The 20,251-nt window shown below is 72.1% G+C and carries 23 protein-coding genes and 1 pseudogene; 10 read left to right on the top strand and 14 right to left on the bottom strand.

The annotated features are described in order from the left end of the window. Positions 1–64: 64 nt before the first annotated feature. From proP to ACFYW3_RS32215, 4 genes are all read right to left on the bottom strand, one after another. The gene (gene proP, locus ACFYW3_RS32230; protein ID WP_389388121.1) at positions 65–1,570 is read right to left on the bottom strand and encodes a glycine betaine/L-proline transporter ProP; all 1,506 of its coding nucleotides are present in this window, start codon (positions 1,568–1,570) and stop codon (positions 65–67) included. Positions 1,571–1,912: 342 nt separating this feature from the next. Next, a complete protein-coding gene (locus tag ACFYW3_RS32225) occupies positions 1,913–2,101 on the bottom strand; it encodes a hypothetical protein (protein ID WP_389388100.1) in 189 nt (62 codons plus the stop codon). Continuing rightward, positions 2,088–2,594, bottom strand: a complete 507-nt coding sequence (locus ACFYW3_RS32220; protein ID WP_351750192.1) for a hemerythrin domain-containing protein — start codon at positions 2,592–2,594, stop codon at positions 2,088–2,090. Before ACFYW3_RS32220 ends, ACFYW3_RS32225 begins: the two co-directional genes overlap by 14 nt. Before the next feature lie 62 nt (positions 2,595–2,656). Next, positions 2,657–2,926: a GlsB/YeaQ/YmgE family stress response membrane protein gene (locus ACFYW3_RS32215; protein ID WP_351750193.1), complete on the bottom strand. Its 270-nt coding sequence runs from the start codon at positions 2,924–2,926 to the stop codon at positions 2,657–2,659. Between the two features lie 175 nt (positions 2,927–3,101). Between ACFYW3_RS32215 and ACFYW3_RS32210 the strand changes: the two genes are divergently transcribed. Then, positions 3,102–4,211 carry a glutamate--cysteine ligase gene (locus ACFYW3_RS32210; protein WP_351750194.1) on the top strand — a complete coding sequence of 370 codons (1,110 nt, stop codon included), beginning with the start codon at positions 3,102–3,104 and terminating at the stop codon, positions 4,209–4,211. On the opposite strand, the gene ACFYW3_RS32205 is transcribed toward ACFYW3_RS32210, so the two are convergent. The 5 genes and pseudogenes from ACFYW3_RS32205 to ACFYW3_RS32185 all read right to left on the bottom strand — a co-directional run bounded on the left by ACFYW3_RS32205 (position 4,195) and on the right by ACFYW3_RS32185 (position 8,301). Continuing rightward, complete coding sequence (locus ACFYW3_RS32205; RefSeq protein WP_389388099.1) at positions 4,195–4,707, bottom strand: TQO small subunit DoxD; 513 nt, start codon at positions 4,705–4,707, stop codon at positions 4,195–4,197. The two genes, ACFYW3_RS32210 and ACFYW3_RS32205, sit on opposite strands and share 17 nt — an antisense overlap. A gap of 165 nt (positions 4,708–4,872) precedes the next feature. Further along, positions 4,873–5,622, bottom strand: coding sequence for a TetR-like C-terminal domain-containing protein (locus ACFYW3_RS32200; protein ID WP_389388098.1), 750 nt, complete (start codon positions 5,620–5,622; stop codon positions 4,873–4,875). A gap of 95 nt (positions 5,623–5,717) precedes the next feature. Continuing rightward, on the bottom strand, positions 5,718–6,698 hold the full coding sequence (locus ACFYW3_RS32195) for an alpha/beta fold hydrolase (RefSeq protein WP_389388097.1): 981 nt from the start codon (positions 6,696–6,698) through the stop codon (positions 5,718–5,720). 475 nt (positions 6,699–7,173) lie between these two features. Next, positions 7,174–7,551 (bottom strand): annotated as a pseudogene (locus tag ACFYW3_RS32190) (VOC family protein); the annotation flags it as partial. A gap of 72 nt (positions 7,552–7,623) precedes the next feature. After that, positions 7,624–8,301: an HAD family acid phosphatase gene (locus ACFYW3_RS32185; protein WP_351750198.1), complete on the bottom strand. Its 678-nt coding sequence runs from the start codon at positions 8,299–8,301 to the stop codon at positions 7,624–7,626. A 1,130-nt stretch (positions 8,302–9,431) separates the two neighbouring features. Between ACFYW3_RS32185 and ACFYW3_RS32180 the strand changes: the two genes are divergently transcribed. Beyond that, complete coding sequence (locus tag ACFYW3_RS32180; protein ID WP_389388096.1) at positions 9,432–10,550, top strand: hypothetical protein; 1,119 nt, start codon at positions 9,432–9,434, stop codon at positions 10,548–10,550. Positions 10,551–10,788: 238 nt separating this feature from the next. Here the strand turns inward: ACFYW3_RS32180 and ACFYW3_RS32175 are convergent, their stop codons facing one another. Then, complete coding sequence (locus tag ACFYW3_RS32175) at positions 10,789–11,160, bottom strand: transposase (RefSeq protein ID WP_389388095.1); 372 nt, start codon at positions 11,158–11,160, stop codon at positions 10,789–10,791. A gap of 188 nt (positions 11,161–11,348) precedes the next feature. Between ACFYW3_RS32175 and ACFYW3_RS32170 the strand changes: the two genes are divergently transcribed. From ACFYW3_RS32170 to ACFYW3_RS32135, 8 genes are all read left to right on the top strand, one after another. Beyond that, entirely contained in the window at positions 11,349–11,891 is a 543-nt protein-coding gene (locus ACFYW3_RS32170) for a hypothetical protein (protein WP_389388094.1), read from the top strand. Positions 11,892–11,967: 76 nt separating this feature from the next. Continuing rightward, positions 11,968–12,123, top strand: a complete 156-nt coding sequence (locus tag ACFYW3_RS32165) for a DUF6131 family protein (RefSeq protein WP_199826501.1) — start codon at positions 11,968–11,970, stop codon at positions 12,121–12,123. 303 nt (positions 12,124–12,426) lie between these two features. Next, on the top strand, positions 12,427–12,966 hold the full coding sequence (locus ACFYW3_RS32160) for a DUF6328 family protein (RefSeq protein ID WP_351750202.1): 540 nt from the start codon (positions 12,427–12,429) through the stop codon (positions 12,964–12,966). A gap of 84 nt (positions 12,967–13,050) precedes the next feature. Further along, complete coding sequence (locus ACFYW3_RS32155; protein ID WP_389388093.1) at positions 13,051–13,458, top strand: SsgA family sporulation/cell division regulator; 408 nt, start codon at positions 13,051–13,053, stop codon at positions 13,456–13,458. 196 nt (positions 13,459–13,654) lie between these two features. Then, positions 13,655–14,065 (top strand): ATP-binding protein, encoded by a 411-nt coding sequence (locus ACFYW3_RS32150; protein ID WP_351750204.1) that lies wholly within the window; start codon positions 13,655–13,657, stop codon positions 14,063–14,065. A gap of 187 nt (positions 14,066–14,252) precedes the next feature. After that, positions 14,253–14,801: a hypothetical protein gene (locus ACFYW3_RS32145; RefSeq protein ID WP_351750205.1), complete on the top strand. Its 549-nt coding sequence runs from the start codon at positions 14,253–14,255 to the stop codon at positions 14,799–14,801. Position 14,802: 1 nt separating this feature from the next. Continuing rightward, the gene (locus ACFYW3_RS32140) at positions 14,803–15,393 is read left to right on the top strand and encodes a hypothetical protein (protein WP_389388092.1); all 591 of its coding nucleotides are present in this window, start codon (positions 14,803–14,805) and stop codon (positions 15,391–15,393) included. A gap of 317 nt (positions 15,394–15,710) precedes the next feature. After that, positions 15,711–17,039, top strand: coding sequence for an AI-2E family transporter (locus ACFYW3_RS32135; RefSeq protein ID WP_351750207.1), 1,329 nt, complete (start codon positions 15,711–15,713; stop codon positions 17,037–17,039). A 38-nt stretch (positions 17,040–17,077) separates the two neighbouring features. Here the strand turns inward: ACFYW3_RS32135 and ACFYW3_RS32130 are convergent, their stop codons facing one another. The 4 genes from ACFYW3_RS32130 to ACFYW3_RS32115 form a co-directional block, all read right to left on the bottom strand. Further along, the gene (locus ACFYW3_RS32130; protein WP_351750208.1) at positions 17,078–17,545 is read right to left on the bottom strand and encodes a hypothetical protein; all 468 of its coding nucleotides are present in this window, start codon (positions 17,543–17,545) and stop codon (positions 17,078–17,080) included. Between the two features lie 198 nt (positions 17,546–17,743). Then, a complete protein-coding gene (locus ACFYW3_RS32125) occupies positions 17,744–18,049 on the bottom strand; it encodes a hypothetical protein (protein WP_351750209.1) in 306 nt (101 codons plus the stop codon). A gap of 165 nt (positions 18,050–18,214) precedes the next feature. Beyond that, positions 18,215–19,534 (bottom strand): aldehyde dehydrogenase family protein, encoded by a 1,320-nt coding sequence (locus ACFYW3_RS32120; RefSeq protein ID WP_351750210.1) that lies wholly within the window; start codon positions 19,532–19,534, stop codon positions 18,215–18,217. A 185-nt stretch (positions 19,535–19,719) separates the two neighbouring features. Then, the gene (locus ACFYW3_RS32115; protein WP_351750211.1) at positions 19,720–20,232 is read right to left on the bottom strand and encodes an SRPBCC family protein; all 513 of its coding nucleotides are present in this window, start codon (positions 20,230–20,232) and stop codon (positions 19,720–19,722) included. Between the last annotated feature and the right edge of the window lie 19 nt (positions 20,233–20,251).

Raw genomic sequence — 20,251 nt, 5'->3', positions numbered from 1 at the left:
GACACGGCGGGGCCCGACGGGTCACGTGTTCCGGCGGGCGCACCGGACACGGCGGCCCGACGGGTCACGTGTCCCGGTCGCGCGGTGTGTGGCGGGCCCAGGGATGGCGCAGCCGGATCCAGATGTCCCGGGCCTGCCGGCCGGCCGCCGTGCGGCTGCGGGCCACCAGGGCGTCCGCCTCGTCGGGAGTCTCGACCATGGGACCGGACCCGCGCAGCGGCTTTCCCGCGGTCTCGTGGAGGAACAGGGTCGACACGAAACCGATGACGCCCGCCACCATCAGGTAGTACGCCGGAACCATGTCGTTGCCGGTGGCCTCCACGAGCGCCGAGGTGAACAGCGGCGTCGTACCGCCGAACAGCGACACCGAGATGTTGAAGGCGATGGACAGCGCCGCGTAGCGCAGGCGGGTGGGGAACAACGCCGGCAGTGTGGACGCGGCCGTCCCCGCGAAGCAGACGAGCAGCAACCCGAGGATCGCGCAGCCCACGGCCGGCCACAGGATCCCGCCCTCCCGGATCAGCAGGAACGCCGGAATGGCCAGGGCCACGAGAGCGACGCTGCCCGCGAGGAACACCGGTCTGCGGCCCCAGCGGTCCGAGGTGTGGCCCACGGTCGTGATCGTCAGGACCACGAGCAGCATCGTCCCGAGGACCAGCAATTGGGCCGTGGTGTCGTTCTCGCCCAGGGTGACGGTCATGTACGTGGGCAGGTACGACGTCACCATGTAGTTCGTGACGTTGTAGAGCAGGACCAGCCCCATGCAGATGAGCACCGCGTGCCAGTGACGCGTGAAGATCTCCTTGAGGTTTCCCCTGCCGGTCGCGGCGGCCTCCGCGTCCGCCTCCCCTTCGGCCGCCGCGTAGGCCGCCTCCTTCTTGAAGGCCGGGGTCTCCTCCAGCTTCAGACGCATGTACAGGCCGATCAGACCCAGGGGGCCCGCGATGAAGAAGGGGATGCGCCAGCCCCAGTCCTCCAGGCCGTCCGAGCCCATGACGAGGGTGAGGATCGTGACCAGGCCGGAGCCCATGGCGTAGCCGACGAACGTACCGAAGTCGAGCCAGCTGCCCAGGAATCCCCGGCGCCTGTCCGGCGCGTACTCGGCGATGTAGGTGGTCGCGCCGGCGTACTCGCCGCCCGTGGAGAAGCCCTGGACCAGCCGGCAGACCAGGAGCAGCAGGGGGGCGACGAATCCGACGGACGCGTACGTCGGGAGGAATCCGACGGCGAACGTACTGGCCGCCATCATGATCATCGTCGCCGCGAGCACCTTCTGCCGGCCGATCCGGTCGCCGAGCGGGCCGAACACCAGGCCGCCGAGGGGGCGGACCAGGAAGGCGGCGGCGAAGGTCGCGAACGTCGAGACGACCTGGGCGCCCGGGGAACTCGACGGGAAGAAGACCTTGCCCATGGTTCCGGCCAGGTAGGCGTAGACGCCGAAGTCGAACCACTCCATGGTGTTGCCCAGGGCGGCCGCGGTGACGGCCCGACGCACCTGCGGCTGGTCCGCGACCGATACGTCCTCGCTGGTCAAGGACTTCTTACGGCGCCGGAGCAGGGTACGGAGCAGCCGATCGGTCGACGCGTGACCGCTGCGTGAGGGCTGCGGGCGACGGGACGGTCCTGCCATCGTGTCGACCTCTCTGCCCGGGTGCGCCGTGCCGAACCACTGCGGCCTCTGATTCTTCGGGCAGGCGCGCCACTCGGCATGTCGGCAGGTCCGACCGTGTGACGGGACGACGGTGTGGCGGGACGACGGTGTGGCGGGACGACGGTGACGGGACGGCCGTGTGGCGGGACGGCCGCGGGTCGGGACCACGACGGCGGGGCGGCCGTCGGGACCGGACGTGTGGTCGGTCCCGACGGCCGCCCCGCGGGGTCGGGCCGTCCGGTCTCGGGGGAGGGGAGTGGCTCAGGCGTCCTGGAACCGGTCCTCGTCGTGCGACACCGGGGTGGTCTTCACGGCGTGCGGCGTCAGCCGCTGGATGCGCGTCTCGTGGTTCGACGCCGTGCCGCTCGCGTCGTCGGTCCCGGTCGGGTCCGCGTCCGTCAGCTCCCAGGCGGTGACCACGGTGTGCGGGGGCCGGTCATCGGGCCTCACCGTGGGCGTGCAGGACGGCCCGTACGTTCTCGATGCTGCCGCAGTCCGCCGCCAGCTGCTTCTCCCGCTCGCGCAGGAACGCGACGCCCAGCTCGGCCCGGCGTTCGTCCGGGACGTTTTCCCTGGCACCGTTGAGGATCGTCCGTTCCTCCTCGTCGATGTGGTGCGTCACCGCCTTCGACAGGTCTTCGAGGCGTTCGTCCCACTCCTCGGATCCGACCTCGGCGACTTCCAGGAGGGCCAGCAGCGCCTCGTTGCCCTCGGTGTGCTCCTCCTCCCCGTGTTCCACTTCCTCGTCGTCCACGTTCTTGAACCGCTTCAGCGCGCCGTACACCTCGGATTCCTCGGCTTCGGCGTGCGCGATGAGCAGCGCGGAGAACTTCTTCAGCGCCTCCGCGCGGTCGGCCTCCACGCTCCGCATGCGGCGAAACAGTTCCTCCATGGTGCGGTGGTCCTTCAGGATCACCGCGACTACATCGTGATTCGCCGTCATGGCGTGCTCCTGCCTGTTCTGTCGTGCCCGGCGTGGTTCACGCGGCCCTGGTGGACCGCAGGTCAGCGTCGTCGGCTGCCGCCCGTGACGAGGCGGTAGACGAGCAGCAGGATCATCGAGCCGACGACGGCCGCGATCCAGGTCGAGAGGTCGAAGAAGCCGTCGATCGAGTCGACCCCGAACAGCACCTTCCCCAGCCAGCCGCCGAGGAGACCGCCGGCGATGCCGATCAGGATGGTGACGAGGAAACCGCCGGGATCCCTGCCGGGCATGAGCGCCTTCGCGATCATTCCCGCAAGCAGTCCGATGATGATCCAGGCGATGATTCCCATGGTGTTGCCTCTCCGGGCTCCGATGAATTTCCTACGTTCGCCGAATGCTCCCTTCGGGGGAATTCAAACCCGGGCGAAATGCCCTGCCAAAGGCGAGGCCCGGGGGCCCGCCCGGGACGCGTGCCTTCCGGGGAAGTGGGCAGACGTCGGACGAGGAACCAGCGAAGGGGCCCGTATGCGCAGTGTCGGCGTCGAGGAAGAACTGCTGCTCGTCGATCCGCGGACCGGTGAACCCGCCGCATCGGCCGGCGCGGTGCTGGCCTCCGCGATCCGAACGGGGGGCCGCGCGGCGGGAGCCGACGGCGAGATCCCGCTGGAGAAGGAACTCCACGAACAGCAGGTCGAATTCGCCACCAAACCGGTGACGCTGATGGGCGAGCTCCGCGAGGAGATCCTGCGCTGGCGCGCCGAGGCCGCCCGGCACGCCGAGGCCGCCGGTGTCGTCGTCGCCGCTCTCGCCACCTGCCCGACACGGGTGGAACCCTCGCTGAGCCTGGGGGAGCGGTACCAGTGGATCGGCCGGCAGTTCGGCCTGACGGCGCAGGAGCAGCTGACCTGCGGCTGCCACGTGCACGTGTCGGTGGATTCCGACGAGGAGGGCGTGGCGGTCCTCGACCGGATCCGCCCCTGGCTGTCCGTACTGACCGCCCTGAGCGCGAACTCACCCTTCTGGCAGGGAGAGGAGACCGGCTACGGGAGCTATCGCAGCAGGGTCTGGAACCGGTGGCCCTCGGCGGGCCCCGTGAGCGTCTTCGGCTCGGCCGACCGCTACCACGAGCGGGTGCGGGCCATGCTGGCGACCGGCGCACTCCGCGACGAGGGCATGATCTACTTCGATGCCCGGCTGGCCGCCTCCTACCCCACGGTGGAGATCCGGGTGGCGGACGTCTGCCTGGACGCGGGGACGCCCGTACTGCTCGCCGCACTGACCCGCGGGCTGGTGGACACCGCCGCCCGGGCCTGGCAGGCCGGAGAGCCCCCGTCCCAGGTCGACACCGCCCTGCTCCGACTGGCCGCGTGGCGCGCGGCCAGATCCGGGCTCGACGGACCCCTGATCCACCCGGTCACACTGTCGCAGACCCCTCCCGAGGACGTCGTGTGGGCCTTGTACGAGCACGTACGGGACGCCCTGGAGGAGAACGGGGACGCCGACCTCGTCAGAGGCGGCCTGGTGGAACTTCTCGGCCGGGGCACCGGGGCCCGCGTGCAGCGCGCCCTCCTGCGCGACGAGGGGGACCTCGCCGCCGTGGTCACCCGGTGCGCCCGCCTCACTCTCGGCGGTTGACCCGCCGCCGGCCCCGGGGGGCGGTGCGCCGCCGTCGGCGCAGCGCCGCGTCGAGGGACAGGGTCGGTGCGCCCGCGAGGACCAGCGGGGTCCAGGCCATCAGGTAGGCCAGGTCGTTTCCGTAGTAGTACGGGGTGGCCTGCCAACTGACGGTCAGCCACAGGGAGAGCGAGATCAGGGCGCCCCCGAGCGCCGCGATCCGGGTCAGCAGCCCGACCAGGACCCCCAGCCCGACGGCCGTCTCGCCGAGGGCCATCGCGAGGCCGAAGCCACCCGGGTCGTTCAGGGCGACCGCCACCAGTGCCGGAATCGCGGCCGACCCCTTCACCCCTTCGAGCTGTTGGCCGATCGAGCCGTCGCCGGTGGCGGAGAGGAACGCCGGGTCGAGGAGCTTGTCGACGCCGGCGTACACGAACGTGATGCCGAGGAAGAGGCGCAGTGGCAGGAGCGCGTGCCGCGTGGCGGCGGCGCGGGGCCCGGAGGATGTCGTGTTCACACGCAGCACACGTCGCGATCGGGCCCGTGGTTCGGACCGCCTCGGGCCCGGTCGACCCCGCGGAGGAGTCCCGCGACCCGCTGCTCCGGCCCGCGATGCGGCGCCAGGAGCGGGCCGGTCGCTCGGCGCGGGGACGTCACGCCGCGCAACCCGCCGAGCAGTCCGTCAAGGAGACGTGGTGCCACCGATTCGAGTGTCCTCGGTCGTCGGGACGGCCAATCCGATGGACTCGGCCGCCACGGCGATGGCGAAGTCGAAGTAGGCGGACTCGTCCCGAACGCTGTCGTGGGTCCGGCTGAAGACCTGGAACACCAGGAGCCCGATCAGGTTGCTCCACAGCACGATGCCGCGCTCGATCAGGTCCGAGAAGGGGGCCTCGGGTACACCCCCGAAGAGCGCCACGGCCTCCGGTCGCAGCAGCGGCGGCCCGGGCACCACCCGCCGTGGCGGGGTGAGTTCACCGGCCTCCAACGCGGACCGCACGATGCCGGCCAGTACCGCGGGGGTGCGGGACGCGTGCGGGACGGTCTCCTGCGGGGCGTGGTAGCCCGGCACGGGTGAGCCGTAGATCAGCGTGAACTCGGCGGAGTTGTCGAAGGACCAGCCCCGCAGCGCACGCGTCACCGCGAGGAGCCGCGCTCCCGCCGACGCCCCGGCCGACAGGGCGGCCCGGTCGGCCTCCTCCATCGCCGCGGCGGACCCGTCGTACGCGTCGACGATCAGCGCGGTCAACAGGTCGTCCCGGTGCGGGAAGACGGCCTCCACGTCGGGGACGGCCAGACCGCCGGCGCGGGCCACGACCTCCGGGGCAAGCCCTCCGGCCCCCAGCTTCACCAGGAGTTCGCGTGCGGTGGCCTTGACGGCCGTCCGCCGCCCGGTGTCCTCGTCGTTGCCCTGGGTTCCGGAAGTATCCATGGCCAAACCGTACCTTCGGGTGACCGTGACCCGGGGTGATTTTCGGTCCGTCCCGCCATCCCGCCGTCCGGCCCGACGCCCCTGGCGCCCGCGGTTCAGTCGGCAAGTCCGGCGAGCCAGTCCGTCAGGATCCGGTTGACCTCGGCGGGGCGCTCCTGCTGGACCCAATGACCACATCCGTCGAGGACGTGGGAGGAGACCAGGCCGGGCAGCGTGGTGGGGTACCGCCTGATCGCGTCGGCCAACCAGCCGGTCGCGGTGTCCAGGGCACCGGTGACGAACAGGGACGGCTGTGTGACGGGGGCGCCGTCGAAGTCCGCGAGGTCCTCCCAGTCCCGCTCCATGGCGCGGTAGCGATTCAGCGGGCCGGTGAGGCCGCCGCGCTCGAACTCCGCCGCGTAGTGGTCCAGTTCCGCCTCGCCGAGCCAGGAGGGCCGGCGGCCGCGGGGGAATCGGTCGCGCAACGTTCCGCCCGGCGCGACGAAGTGGAGGGGAGGGTCCTCGGGTCCGGGCATCGTGTCGCCGGACAAGGCGGTGTAGAGGCCCGCGATCCAGCCGCGCACATCGGGTTCGATCTCCGCCTCGGCACGGCCGGGTTGCTGGAAGTAGGCGACGTAGAACTCCTCGCCGCCGGGCATGCCCGCGAAGACCTCGCTGGGCCTGGGACCTCCACGCGGGGCGTAGGGAACGCTCAACAGGCCCACCGCGCGGAAGACATCGGGCCTCAGCAGCCCGGAGTACGCGGCGATGGGCGACCCCCAGTCGTGGCCGACGACGACGGCGGTCTCCTCCCCGAGCGCCCGCACGACCGCGACGTTGTCCTCGATCAGCTCGGTCAATCGGTACGCGTCGATGCCGGCCGGCTTGGAGGATCGGCCGTAGCCGCGGACATCGACGGCGACGGCGCGGTACCCGGCCCGGGCCAGTGCGGGGAGTTGGTGACGCCAGGAGTACCAGGACTCCGGGAAGCCGTGGACGAGGAGCACCAGCGGGCCGGTGCCCTGCTCGACCAGGTGGGTCCGGCCGGCCGGCGAGGGAACCAGCCGGTGAGTGGGGTTCGTGCCCTGCCCCGCCACATGTCCTCCTGGGGTCTCGATCCCGCGCGCGTCCGGACCGGGCCGCCTGCCGCGCGTCGGGAGTCAAACGATCATGTGGCGCCCGCGCGGCCGGGGTCAACCCGCTGCGACGCGGTCCGGCCGAAAACGCTCGGTCCGCCTCGCACGTCTCCCTGGGGTCGGCCGGGCAGCACCGAGTCCCGGGACCTGGGCCCCGGGACTCGGTGTGGTCCACTTCGCTGACCGTTCTTCTCAACGACCGTCCGGCCGCGGAGACACCGCCTGCCGGGACGGTGTTCCCGGACGCCGGCCGGCCGCGGGCCATCGGCGCACTCCGCAAAAGGGTGCGCAACCACCTGAACCGTTGCATCCGTCGCACTACGCAGCGTGATCGTCGTGACGCCGGGTGGCGAGGGACCCGTACGGGAGGATGCGGGTCCGTGCCGCGAGGGCCCGGGACCGCGATCACCGCACCCCCGAACGTCCTGCCGGCGCCTCACGCGGGGGCGGCGGCCACGCAGAACTCGTTGCCCTCCGGGGCCGCCATCACCACGTGGTGTCCCTCGAACTCCTCCACGACCCGTCCGCCCGCCGCCACCAGGCGCCGGGATTCCGTCCGGATCCGTTCCCGTCGCCGGCCCGGACCACCGTGCCCCGGCACCCGGATGTCCCTGTGAAGGCGGTTCTTCGCCCGTCTGGGCTCCGGAACCCTCAGGATCGAGAGGCGGGGGCCGACGCCGTCGGGATCGCAGAGCCACGCCCCGCCGCCCGCGGGGTCGACCGCCTCCTGCTCGGGCGCGTCCGCGCCGTCCCGCGGGGGATCGAAGCGGGCGATCCACTCCTCGCGCGTGGCGAAGGGGGCGGGTGGCGGCTGGGCGCGGCTCGGGTCGCGGGCGGGTGGTCCGTGCGTCGCACACCACGGCCACCCGCCCGCGCCCCGTCGGCGTCAGGACAGCTTGCCGCCGTAGTCGGGCAGCTTGACGGTGCGTTCGGCGTGGCCTCCGACGAGGTCGCTCGTGTTGTTCCCGATGTTGGCGATGATCGTGTAGCCGCGGGCCTCGATCTCGGCGCGCTTGCCCGTCTTGTACGCGCTGACCTCCTGGAACAGGTCCGGCAGGTCACGGACGTACAGGCCCGAGACCGGGTAGCCGACGGCCTTCAGATTGCGTTCGGTGAGGGAGTATACGATCCCCGGGCGCGCGGTCACGAAGAAGACGGCGACCCCACGTTCGTTCGCGTACCGGGTCAGCTCACGGACCTTGCCGATCGCGGGGGTGGGGAAGGTCCAGAACCAGTGGAAGTCCGTCTCCAGCGAGCTGTTGTCGATGTCGAGGACGAGCGCGGGCTTCTCCCCGGCGGGCGAGGCGGCGATGCGCTGCTCGATGGCGGGCCGGGCCGCGTCGATGACGGCGGCGACGTCCCGCTGCCAGGTGGCGTAGTCGATGCCGAGGATCGCGGCGTTGCCGCCGGGCGCGGACGCGGCGGGGGCCGAGGCCGCGGGCGTGGGCGCGGATCGATCGGCCGCATCCGCGGCGGTGGCCGGAAGCAGGGTGAGGACGGTGGCCGCGACGGCCACCGCGGCGGCGGTGGCGGTGCGGGTGGCGCGGGGGCGGGTGCTGCGCATGGGGGACGCTCCTCGTCACACGTTGGCATGTACGCGCCCATGCTTGGGGAGCGTCGTCGCAATGTCTACTGGCCGGTAAGAAACATTTGGTGGCCGACGGATGAATGCCTGGTCGCGAGGACCGGGGCCGGACGGCCCGGGTCCCGGCGGGGCGGCGAGGGCGCGCGGGGAGGTGCCGCGGCGACAGCGCCCGGCACGGTTTCCGGCCGGGCGGCGAGAGTGCGCGGGCCCGGCTCGCGTCCCCGCGCCCCGACCGAGTCGCCTCCGCCGGCGGCGGGCCAATCCCCTCGCCGGGCGGCTCCGAATGACTGACGAGGCCGGGCCGGCTTCCCCTCCGCGGGTGACCGACCGAGAGAGCGGACGCGGCAGCCGCCCGGCCCTCGCGACCCGTCATCCAGGGGAATGCCCGGGCCCCGCAAGGGGGCGGCCTGATCAGGGCCGTCCCGCCGGGCGGCCCGAGCCGGGCGTCCGTGGCGCGGGGCCTCACGGGTGGGAGGGCGGAACGCAAGCCTCCTCCGTGGGATCCCCGGGGATCCTCGGTCCTGCCCGAGCCAACACCCCGGGACGCGGGACCGGAACGTCCTCCAAGACGAGCCGGCTGACCCGCCGCGGATGGTCCTGCGCGAGCAAGTAGCCCACCACACCACCCATGGAGTGCCCGATCAGGTCCCCTTGTCCGAGCCGCCGCGCGTCCGGGAACCGGAGCGCCCGTGCCCTGCCGCCCGCGGCGCCGGAGGCCGGCGCCGCACGCCGGGGTGAACCGGCCCACCGCGTCCGGCTGTTCGCGTGCCCGCGTCGGCGAGCGCCTCGATGTCGTGGTCGACTCGACGCGACCGGGACGGCGTCGACGCGACCCGAACGGGCACGCGTACCGGATCGCGCGCGAACGCTCGACCCCACGGCCCCCGGGTCGCGGGCGCGCCGGCCGGGCACACGCCGACGGTGTCGGTCGGGGAGTTGCCGGAGCGCCGGCGGGCGGCGGGCCTGCCCGTGTGACCCGCCGAGTGCCCCGTTCACGGAGGGTGTTCGCCCGCGACCGGACCGGCGTACGGCTGGTGGCCGGCGGTACCACTGTCGGTGTTCCGTCGTAGGGTGCCCGTCAGTCGACCGTCTCGTTCCGGAGGAACCCTGTGCCCTCTTTCGCGCGCCTCCTGACCACCATCGCCCCCGCGTTGTCCCCGGCCGAGGCGGACGCTCCCCACGTGGAGTCCTGGTCCCCGTCGAGCCGGCTCCTGGTCCAGCGAGGCGACACCGAGCTGCTCGTTCAAGGGCTGGAGGGCCCCCTCGGAGACCGCCGACCGGCGCGGCCCGTCCGCATCCCGGCGCCCTGGCCCCGCGGGTTCGGGCAGTACGCGGTGGCGCCGTCGGCGGACTTGGCCGTCTTCTCCGGGGCGCACGCCCTGACCGCCGTGGACCGGGCGGGAGCGGTGCGCTGGGAGGTACGGCACCGCTGCTGGGCGGGGTGCGCGTCCCACGACACGTACGAGGAGTACGTGCACGACCGCGATCACCGGTACGCGAGCAGCGGTTCGGCCGCCTTCTCGGCGGACGGGGCCCTCGTGTGGGCCCACGTACGAGGACCGCTGGAGCAGGACGGACGCGAGGGGGCCCCGGGGGTGGAGGAATGGCTGGTCCTCGACGCGGCGAACGGAAGGGTCCTCGCCCGCGCGGCCACGGGGTCGGTGGCGGCGGGGTCGGTCCACGTCCCGCCCGCCGACCCGGGACGGATGGGCCTGTCGATCGGCGAGGGGCAGGACGGCGCCCCGCTGAGATGGGGGAGATGGGACGGTGCGACGCTCTCCGTCGAGTGCTTCGCCGGCGAGGACCTCGTGCTGTCGGCGGCGAGTCCGGCCGGCACGCGCCTGCTGACCGTCGGGCACGGACAGGAGGCACTCGCCGTGCACCGGCTCGTGGACGGATCCGCGGAACCCGGCCCGGAGGCGGAACTGCACGCCGACGCGGTGATCCCCCGGCATCCGGAAGCGGACCCGGACGACCGGGACCTCGAGGTCTTCTGGGACTACGAGGCCGGCTTCCTCGACGAGGACACCGTCATCGCCGCGACGGTCGAGAGCGACGAGGAGTCCGGTGCGGGCCGGCATTGGATCGTCGACCTGGCCCGGAAGGGGGAGGTCGATCAGCTCCTCCATCCGTACCCCGTCACCGGAACGGCTCGCGCCCTCGGCGACGGCACCTGGTACACCGTCTCCCCGGCCGACCACGTCGTGCGGATCTGGGGCCTGCGCTGACGTCGGGCCGGAGGCGGGTACGCGGTCGCCGTCCGCCTCACCGCCGTAGGCGAGGGCGACCTGTGGCCCGGTGCGCGAGACACCACGAGGTCCCGGATGCGGGGGCTCCGGGACCTCGTGGTGTTCACTTCGCCGAGCGCCGGGTTCAACGAGCGATCGACGAAGTGGTCACCGGGTTCGACGGGAAGTGGTCAGCGGGGTTGACGGGGGTCGACGGGCGGTGTTCACCCCCGGCCGGTCACGATGCCCCGGCCTCGCCGGCCGGCCCCGTCCGGGCGTCGAGGCCCGAAGCCCCGTCGGCGGGTGCGGCGTCGGCCTGGCGGGGCAGCCATCGGGTGCTCCAGTCGTCCTCGCCCGCCAGATCGGCGGGGGAGGACAGCAGCGCCGCCTCGACGCGGCCCCAGGTGCCGTCACCGACCCAGATCCGGTACCGCTCGGCCATGCTGTGCCAGGGGCCGTACCGGGCGGGTAGATCCCGCCAGGCGGCGCCCGTCGAAAGTTTCCACACGATGGCCTCTACGGCCGTGCGCTCCACACGGGCCGCGGGCCTGCCGAGCCGCGTCTCGATCGCGGTCCAGGCCTCGTCACTCAACTGAAATCGGCGCTCCACGGGAGCATCAACGACCGGCCGCACCCGACCGGCACGCCCCGAGAGCCACCGGTTCCCACACACTGCCTTTCCGGAGGGTTTCCGGGCAATGAACGCGGCCCGGTATGAAGAGCGCATAAACGGGCAGAAGCCGGATTGAAGGCTGCCCCGTGCGCCCCTCCGGCGCACGAATCCGTTGGGAGGGCGCCATGCTGATCATCCTCGGGCTGATCGTTCTGATCGCCGCGGTCGTCGTGGCGGTCGCCGGTGTTCTCGGCAACGCCGGGGTCGGCCACGGGATCGGACAGGGATTCGACGTCTTCGGCTACCACGTCACCGGTTCCACCGGCACGCTGTTCCTGTACGGCATGGTGCTCGGCGCGGTCGTGCTGTTCGGTCTCCTCCTGTTGCTGGCGGGTGCCCGCCGCGCCTTCAGGCAGGGGCGGACCGCGCGTGCCGAACTCGGCGAGTCACGTCGACACGAGGCGGCCGCCAGAGCGGAACGCGATCAACTGATCAGCGCCCGCGAGGCGGCGGCCGCGGACACCGGGGCCGCACCGGCCCGGGACCCCGCGAACGGGGTCGCGCCCACGCCGGCACCGACCGATCAGACCTCGACCGATCAGACCTCGACCGGTCAGACCTCGACCGATCAGACATCGACCACTGCCGCCACCAACCAAGCCCCGCCCACCGACGAGTCCCGCCCCGCGGGAGGAGTCCCTCGAAGGCGGCACCTCTTCGGACACTGAACCGTCCCCCACCCCCGGAGCCATGTGGCCGCCGGGTCCACAGTGAAGAATCATCACGCGAAGATCGGAGGGCACCGTGATCATCCTCGGAGTAATCCTGCTCATCGTCGCGATCGTGGCCCACATCAGCATCCTGTACACCATCGGGATCATCCTCATCGTCGTAGGCCTGATCCTGTGGATCCTGGGCGCCATGGGGCACGCGCTGGGCGGACGCAAGCATTACTACTAGGCGGCGCCGGTAGGCGGTGTCCTTCACGGCCGTCCCGCACCGGCCCGGTACGTGGCAACCACACGCACCGGGCCGGTGGTTCGTTCCCCGCGCGGATGTGGGGCGGACACCGATCACGGTGTCCGCCCCACTCGCCTGTGTGGCGATCCCGACGTCCCCCACGCGGGCGCCGCGCGCGGGAGCCGACGGGTGTGAGACGTGTTCGCCCGGGCATGCGTTCGATGATTTCGGGAGCCATCCTCCCCACCGCGCCCCGCGGACCCACGCCGCGCGGCCGGAAGGCCGCCAGAAGGGATCATCATCATGGCGGACCACGCACAGGCCGCGTCCGACGACGGGGGCAAGACCCCCGCGGCCGGCCAGGGACATTCGCACGACGGCAGAGGCGAGAGCCCGGAGGAGCGTGCCGACCGCCAATGGCAGGAGCTCGTACAAGAGATACGCGTGGCTCAGACCGGAGTGCAGATCCTCTTCGGCTTCCTCCTGACGGTGGTCTTCACCCCGCTCTTCCACGGGCTTCCGTCGACCGACAAGACGATCTACATCATCACCGTGGTCCTGGGATCGTTCGCCACCGGCGCCCTGATCGCCCCGGTCGCCTTCCACCGGATCGTCTCGGGCCGCCGCATCAAGCCGCAGGCCGTGGCCTGGGCCTCGCGGCTCACCTTCGTGGGACTCGTCCTGTTGCTGGCCACCCTCGTGACCGCCCTGCTGCTCGTCCTGCGGGTCGCCACCCACAACATGCTCGCGCCCTGGATCGTGGCCGGCGTGTTCCTCTGGTTCCTCGTCTGCTGGTTCCTTCTGCCCCTGTGGGCCCGCCTCCGCTACACCTCCGAGGACTGAGAACCGGCCAGGCATGAGGGGGCGTTCCGAGGGCAGGCGGATGAATCCACCGCCCGCGTTCCGGAGGCCCATGTGAAGACCTGTGTGTCGGAAACGATTTCGATGCGCCTGGAAGAGGAAGCGGGACTCCCGCTCGTCGTCGAGGCCCGGATGACTTACGAAGGCGGCGACCCGCATGCGGTCCGGGCACAGTTCATGTACGGCGAGACCTTCCTGGCCCAGTGGTACCTGGACCGGCAGATGCTGGCCGACGGGCTGCGCCGGCCCGTGGGGGAGGGAGACGTCACCCTGCGACCGCAGCGGGACGGGGCGAACGCCGCCGTCCGCTTCGAGCTGCGGGGTGACTCCTCGGCGGGTCAGGGACGAGCGGTGCTGCTCGCGGACGCCGGCGCCGTGTCGCGGTTCCTGGAACAGACCTACGCCATGGTGGCCGCGGGGGCGGAGAACCAGGACGTGGACGGCTTCCTCGCCGAGGTGTTCGCCGCGGAATGACGGCGCTCGCCGGCGTGCGGGCCGCCCCATGGGCATGTCGGACACGGCGACGGGCACAAGAGCGCCGGGTACACGAACGCCGGGTACACGCTCGCCGGCACACGAGAGACAGCCACACGAGAGACAGCCGCACGTTCGATGTGTACACGACGTCGAACGGTCCGGAAGACACAGGCGGGAGGCGGAGTCAGTGGTCATGAAAGCGGTCGGATGGGCACGCTCGTTCCCCATCGCCGAAGGAGTCCGCGCGGCACGCCGCTGGACGGACGAACACCTCGACACCCTTCCGTGGGCACGGGAAGCGCCGGACACCGTGCACTCCGTCCTGCTCACCGTGTCCGAGCTGGTCACCAACGCACACCTGCACACCGAGGGCGCCGCACACCTGGTGCTGACCTGGGACGGCAGCTGTCTGCACGTCAGCGTCGCCGATGGCGATCCCCATCTGCCCGAGCCGCGCGAGGCCGGCGACGAGGCGACCTCCGGGCGCGGCCTGGGCATCGTGGCGACGCTCGCCGACACCTGGGACGTGCACGCCTGCCACGGCGGCAAGGCGATCACCGCCTGTTTCCACCCCGCCGGCCCACCCCACCCGCACACGAACTGACACGCGCCGCGCGACCCTCCGGGGGTGGACACGCCACTCCCGGAGGGCGGCGCGCGCACCGGTGGCCCCTGCCACCCCACCCACCGACACCCACTCATCTCGACTCCACCCGGGCGGGTTTGTGCCCAGGGGTTGCGGGCAGCCGCCTCAGCAACCGAAGAGACGAGGCCGCGGCCTGGAGGCCAACATGTCCACAAGCACACTCATCGCGATCATCATTCCCGCCGCGCTGGTGCTCGTCGCCCTCGCCGCGGGGGTGTGGTTGTTCACGCGCCGCAGGAACCTCCAGCGGCAGTTCGGCCCCGAGTACGACCGGACGGCCGAGGCCGCCGGCAGCCGGATGGCGGCCGACCGCGAACTGCGGGCGCGCCAACAGCGCCACGACACGTTCGAGATCAAGGACCTCCCCGCCGAACGCCGGACGGAGTACGCCGAGGAGTGGCGCGGCGTGCAGGAAGCCTTCGTGGACCGCCCGGAAGGGTCGGTCGCCCGGGCCGACGAACTGGTGTCCCGGCTGATGCGGGAGCGCGGCTACCCGGCGGACGGGTTCCACGGCCAACTGCGTGACCTGTCCGTCGAACACGGACGGACCCTCGAGCACTACCGCGCCGCCCACGAGGTCAACGTGCGCAGCGGCGAGGGCGAGACGACGACCGAGGAACTCCGCGGAGCGATGGTGCACTACCGCGCTCTGTTCGACGACCTGCTGACGAACACGAACCAAGGGAGCCGATGACATGCGGGAGAACGAAGACACGACCGGCCGACCCGTCGAGGGCCGTCTGACCACGGAGAACCTCGCCCACCCGGGTACCGGGCGCGACTCCGCGGTGTATCCCGGTGGCGCCGATGCCACCGTCGGGACCGAGGGCGACGTCATACGCGAGGACCCGCGCGGGTTCGGCCGGGACGGCCTGCCGGTCGACCCCCTGGACGGCGTACGGGACGACCCGCGTGAGGTCTCGGCGGACGACCCGAGGGCGTTCGGCCGGGACGGCCTGCGGGACGAGCCGGCGCGTGCCGGCGTGCACACCGACGAGGTCGGCGCCGGCGAATCGGACGAGCCCCTGCTCGGAGGAGCCGACGCGGACGGCCTGCGCAAGCAGTGGAGCGAGATCCAGGGGCGCTTCGTGGACGACCCGCAGGAAGCGGTGCGGTCCGCCGACACCCTGGTGGCCGAGGTGATGCAGGAACTCGCCCGGACCTTCTCCGCGCACAAGCAGGACCTGGAGGGCCAGTGGGACCGCGGTGAACAGGTCGCCACGGAAGACCTGCGCCTGGCGCTGCAGCGCTACCGTTCCTTCTTCAACCGCCTCCTCAACACCTGAGGCACGCACCGGGTCGGGGCCGCGCATCGAGGCCCCGACCCCCACGCGCCCGGCCCGGTCGCCGCGACACGAGCGGATGCCGGAGCGGGCCGGATGAACCACGCTGGACCTCCGGGGCGAGTCGCCCCTCACCGGACAGCGGAGGGAAACCGTCGTGGACCGCGGAACCGCATCACCCAGGGCCCGGCGTCGGACACACGACGCCGGGCCCCCTGCCGTGTGAACCGACTCCCGAACCGACTCGAACCGACCGGGCCGCGCCCGGCTGGCGGAGCGGATCGAGGGCAGAAGGGCAACGACACGGAGGGAGGTTCCGAATGCCCGGAATCCACAGATGGCTCGACCGCGTGAAAGAAGGCGCGACCGCGCTCGGCGAGCGCCGCGCGCAGGCCCAGGCGCGCCGCGACGCGGAGTACGGGGAGAACGCGGAGGAGGAGCGCGCGGCGGAGGCCCGACGGGCCCGCCCCCGTACGCCCGACCCGGCCGTTGCGGTGCCCTGGAGCATTCGGGTGGCGGCCGAGGCGGGCTGGCGGTTCCTGGTGCTCGCGGCCACGCTGTGGGTGCTGATGCGGGTCATCGGCGCCGTCCGACTGGTCGTCCTCGCCTTCGTCGTCGCCCTCCTGGTCACCGCGCTGCTCCAGCCGACGGTCGCCCGCCTGCACCGCAGCGGTCTGTCCCAGGGACTGGCCACCGCCGTGACCGCGATCTGCGGGTTCCTCGTGCTGGGCCTGGTCGGCTGGTTCGTGGTCTGGCAGGTGCTCGACAACCTCGACACCCTCTCGGGACGCCTCCAGGAAGGCATCGAGGAACTGAAACAATGGCTCCTCGACAGCCCGTTCCACGTGACCGAGCAGCAGATCAACGACGTCGCGAACAATCTGAGCGACGCGATCGGCACCAGCACCAGCGAGATCACCTCCAAGGGCCTCCAGGGCGTGACCGTGCTCGTGGAGATCCTCACCGGCATGCTGCTGGCGATGTTCTCCACGCTCTTCCTGCTCTACGACGGCAAGCGCATCTGGCAGTGGACGCTCAAGCTGGTCCCGGCCGTGGCCCGGCCGGGCGTGGCCGGAGCCGGCCCGCGGGCCTGGCGCACGCTCACCGCGTACGTGCGCGGCACGATGATCGTCGCCCTGATCGACGCGCTCTTCATCGGCATCGGCATCTACCTCCTGGGCGTCCCGCTCGCCGTGCCCATCGGCGTGGTGATCTTCCTGGCGTCGTTCGTGCCGCTGGTCGGCGCGGTGGTGTCCGGGGCCCTCGCGGTGGTCGTCGCACTCGTCACCCAGGGCGTGTTCACCGCGCTCATGGCCCTGCTGGTGGTGCTCGCGGTCCAGCAGATCGAAGGGCACATCCTCCAGCCCTTCATCCTGGGACGGGCCGTTCGGGTCCATCCCCTGGCCGTGGTCCTGGCCGTCGCGACCGGTGGACTGGTCGCGGGGATCGGCGGCGCGGTCGTCGCCGTACCGCTGGTCGCCGTAGCCAACACGGTGATCGGTCACCTGCGCGCCTACGCGGGGGACGAGGGCGACGAGCCCCCGGCCGAGGACGGGACGCGGACCGGGGCGCAGCCCGGTTCGGAGACCGGGACGCAGCCCCCGGCCGACCCGGGGCCGACCGCCCCCGCCGCCGACGGCCCCGCCTGAGCCGTCCATCGGGCCGAGCCGGGACTGCCGCGCGCGCTTCAGTAGCGCAGGGCGGTCCCGGTCTCGGCCTTCACCTCGCCGGAGAGGCTCCGGGTGCTGCGGGCCGTGCCCTTGCCGGTCGCGCCGGCCGCCACGTCCGCGAGGGTCACCACGACGGTGTCGAGCAGGTTGCCCCCGCTGTCGCGGAAGTTGACCTGGACGGCGAAGGACTTCTTGCCCTCGGCCGTGTTGGACGCCGTCACGGGCACGGTGGTGCGCCCGTCGGCGTCCTGCGCGACGGTGCCGAGGGTCACGTCGTTCTTCGCGTTCACCCCGTCCTTCACCCCGTCGAGCTTCTTCTTGGCCTCGGCGGCCGCGGAGTCCAGACCCGCCCCGACCGACTGCACGGCGGACGCCGCCTTCGAGGCGACACCGGACGGAGTGCTGCCGTCGGAACACCCCGTCGCGCCGGCGGCGAGACCCGCCAGGACGACCAGCGAGAGGGCGCGCATCCACACACGGTTCATTCGGCTCTCCATTGAGCTCGGGCCGGCCGCCGCGGCCGGGTGCGCGAGCGGAACGGCGGACGATCGATCGATGGCGGTTCGGCAACGCCATGATGGATCCCGAAGCCGTGAGCGGGCGGCCCCGCGTGCGGGTGTCGCCGTGAACGCCCCTGATGGCGCCTACGGGGCGCCTCGTGCCAGGTCGCGGGCGACCGCCGGTCAGGGGCGGGTCGCCCCCAGCACCACGGCCAGCCCGAGGAGCACGCCGGCGTGCGCGCTCACCAGGGTGAACCACTGCCCGGCGCGCATCCGGAAGCGGGCCTTGACCAGCAGTGTCCACTCATAGGACACGGCGAGGAGCGCGAGGGCGAGCAGGGGCAGCCACAGAGCAGTCCACCAGCCGTCCGTGCCACCGAGCCGCACCGACGCGAGGAAGCCGCCGCCGAGCAGCATCGCCACATCCCAACCCGGCTTCTCCGCAGGCGGCTTGACGTCGTTCCTCGGCTCTTCGGCAGTCGTGTCCATGGAGGCCAAAGGTACACGGAGCGTCGCGGAGGGCCTCGGGGCGTCACCACCTCACCCCGGGCGGGCGGCGGAGTGGGGGAGTGAGGTGTCGTGCCACGCGCGCGGGGAGGGAGCCGGCGCGGTGGCCGATTCCCTCCCCGCGCAACAACGGTGGGGCCGGTGGGGTCAGCTCAGCGGCTTGTCCAGGACCGCCTTGAGGTGGCTGAACGTGGCCAGGGACCAGTGACCGTGGTAGTTGCCCATGCCGCTCTCGCCGACCCCGCCGAACGGGAGGTCGGAGACGGTCAGATGGGCCACGGGGAGGCCGAAGGCGAGACCGCCCGAGGAGGTCTCGTGGGTGAGGCGTTCCCGGGTGGTCTCCGACTCGGTGAAGGCGTACAGGGCCAACGGCTTGTCCCTGCCGCCGATGAAGGCGATGGCCTCGTCCAACCCTGCCACCTCGACCACCGGCAGGATCGGCCCGAAGATCTCCTCGCCCATCACGGGGGAGTCCGGGGACACGTCGGTCAGGACCGTGGGGGCGATGTAGCGTGCCGCCCGGTCGTGTTCGCCGCCGACCACCGTGCGGCCCGACGCCAACAGGCCCGTGAGGCGGTCGAAGTGACGGTCGTTGACGATGCGGCCGTACGCGGGGGAGGCGGCCGGGTCGTCCCCGTACAGCGAGTGCACGGCGTCGGCGAGGGCCTTCTCCAGCTCCCGGGCCGTCTCGGGGTCGGTGAGCACGTAGTCGGGGGCGACGCACGTCTGTCCCGCGTTCATGAACTTGGTCGACGCCAGCCGGGCGGCCACCACGGCCAGGTCCGTGCCACGATCGACGAACGCCGGTGACTTGCCGCCGAGTTCCAGTGTCACCGGCGTGAGGTGCTCGGCCGCGGCACGCATCACGATCCGGCCGACCGTCCCGTTGCCGGTGTAGAAGATGTGGTCGAAGCGCTGCGCCAACAGCTCCGTGGTCTCGGGGACGCCGCCCTCCACCACCGCGACCGCGTCGGTGTCCACGTACAGCGGCAGCAACTCGGCCACGGCCCTCGACGTGGCCGGGGCCAGCTCGCTGGGCTTGGCGAGGACGCAGTTGCCCGCCGCGAGCGCGCCGATGACCGGGGCCAGCAGCAGTTGCAGCGGGTAGTTCCACGGGGCGATGACCAGGACCACGCCCAGCGGATCCAGCACGGTGTGGGCGGTGGCCGGGCTCAGCCGCTCGGGCACCTCCACCGGCCGGGGGCGGAGCCACTCGGCGAGGTGGTCCAGCGTGTGGTCGATCTCCCGCACGACGAAGTCGATCTCGGTGCGGTAGGCCTCCTCGCGCCCCTTCCCGAGGTCCGCGTGGAGCGCGGTGGCCAGCTCGTCCCCGCGTTCCTTCAGCAGGGCGCGTACCGCCCGGAGCTGCGTCGTTCGCCAGGAGAGCGACTTGGTGCGACCGGAGGCGAAGCCGGCGCGCAGCCGCTCGACGGTGTCTGCGGGCTGCTCCGGGAGGTGGTTCGACATGCGGTGACTCCTGAGGGGAAGGCCAGGCCGGGCGTTGCCGTCGCCGGACATGAGGATCTGCGGCGGTCGTCGAGCGGGGTCGTCCCGCCCCGGGGGAGGGGCGGCACACCGCGTCGATCGATGTATATAGCAACTAGTGTGGCCGGATTATTCCGCTCCAAACGCGGACTTCCTCCCGTCCTCCGCTACGGCTTGCGGGCGTCGGATTCCAGGGCTGCCTTGAGATTGCGCAGGGTGACGCGGATGTTCCGGCGCTGGAAATCGGCGAAGGTGTGCCCGCCCGTCGCGATCTTGTCGAAGGCGTTCGCGACGAGATCGGGCCACGAGCGGCGGTCGTCGGTCCACGTCTCCGTCACCCTCGTCCCCCCGGGGACCGCCTCGAACCGGTACTCCCAGGTGGCGATCGGGCCGCGCAGTCGCGGCCGCTTCAGCCCGATGGAGTGGACCCGGAAACGGAACAGCTCGTCCTGGTCCGCCGCGATCACGGTGCAGCGCGTGGTCCAGCGGAAGGCGCCACGCTTGTTGTGGCCGTCGAAGACCGTCCCGACCGGTACGGGACCCGGCTCGCGGGTGAGGGTCGCACCCAGGTTCTCGGGGCTCCAGCGGCCCATGAGCGAGGGGTCGCACACGTGCCGGTACACCGTTGACGGGCTGGCCTCGACGATGACGCTGTCGGAAACGCTGAGCAGGCGGGTCATGGAACTCCAATCCTCGGAG

Origin of the sequence: Streptomyces sp. NPDC002602 (assembly GCF_042889445.1) — a bacterium.
Classification (GTDB): domain Bacteria; phylum Actinomycetota; class Actinomycetes; order Streptomycetales; family Streptomycetaceae; genus Streptomyces.
This window is presented reverse-complemented; position numbering and strand designations above follow the sequence as displayed.

Bases quoted from the DNA above. Each gene is read 5' to 3' on its own strand.
- ACFYW3_RS32220 (WP_351750192.1), bottom strand. From the start codon at position 2,594: ATGACGGCGAATCACGATGTAGTCGCGGTGATCCTGAAGGACCACCGC.
- ACFYW3_RS32215 (WP_351750193.1), bottom strand. From the start codon at position 2,926: ATGGGAATCATCGCCTGGATCATCATCGGACTGCTTGCGGGAATGATC.
- ACFYW3_RS32210 (WP_351750194.1), top strand. From the start codon at position 3,102: ATGCGCAGTGTCGGCGTCGAGGAAGAACTGCTGCTCGTCGATCCGCGG.
- ACFYW3_RS32200 (WP_389388098.1), bottom strand. From the start codon at position 5,622: ATGGATACTTCCGGAACCCAGGGCAACGACGAGGACACCGGGCGGCGG.
- ACFYW3_RS32185 (WP_351750198.1), bottom strand. From the start codon at position 8,301: ATGCGCAGCACCCGCCCCCGCGCCACCCGCACCGCCACCGCCGCCGCG.
- ACFYW3_RS32170 (WP_389388094.1), top strand. From the start codon at position 11,349: ATGCTGATCATCCTCGGGCTGATCGTTCTGATCGCCGCGGTCGTCGTG.
- ACFYW3_RS32160 (WP_351750202.1), top strand. From the start codon at position 12,427: ATGGCGGACCACGCACAGGCCGCGTCCGACGACGGGGGCAAGACCCCC.
- ACFYW3_RS32150 (WP_351750204.1), top strand. From the start codon at position 13,655: ATGAAAGCGGTCGGATGGGCACGCTCGTTCCCCATCGCCGAAGGAGTC.
- ACFYW3_RS32145 (WP_351750205.1), top strand. From the start codon at position 14,253: ATGTCCACAAGCACACTCATCGCGATCATCATTCCCGCCGCGCTGGTG.
- ACFYW3_RS32140 (WP_389388092.1), top strand. From the start codon at position 14,803: ATGCGGGAGAACGAAGACACGACCGGCCGACCCGTCGAGGGCCGTCTG.
- ACFYW3_RS32135 (WP_351750207.1), top strand. From the start codon at position 15,711: ATGCCCGGAATCCACAGATGGCTCGACCGCGTGAAAGAAGGCGCGACC.
- ACFYW3_RS32130 (WP_351750208.1), bottom strand. From the start codon at position 17,545: ATGAACCGTGTGTGGATGCGCGCCCTCTCGCTGGTCGTCCTGGCGGGT.
- ACFYW3_RS32125 (WP_351750209.1), bottom strand. From the start codon at position 18,049: ATGGACACGACTGCCGAAGAGCCGAGGAACGACGTCAAGCCGCCTGCG.
- ACFYW3_RS32120 (WP_351750210.1), bottom strand. From the start codon at position 19,534: ATGTCGAACCACCTCCCGGAGCAGCCCGCAGACACCGTCGAGCGGCTG.
- ACFYW3_RS32115 (WP_351750211.1), bottom strand. From the start codon at position 20,232: ATGACCCGCCTGCTCAGCGTTTCCGACAGCGTCATCGTCGAGGCCAGC.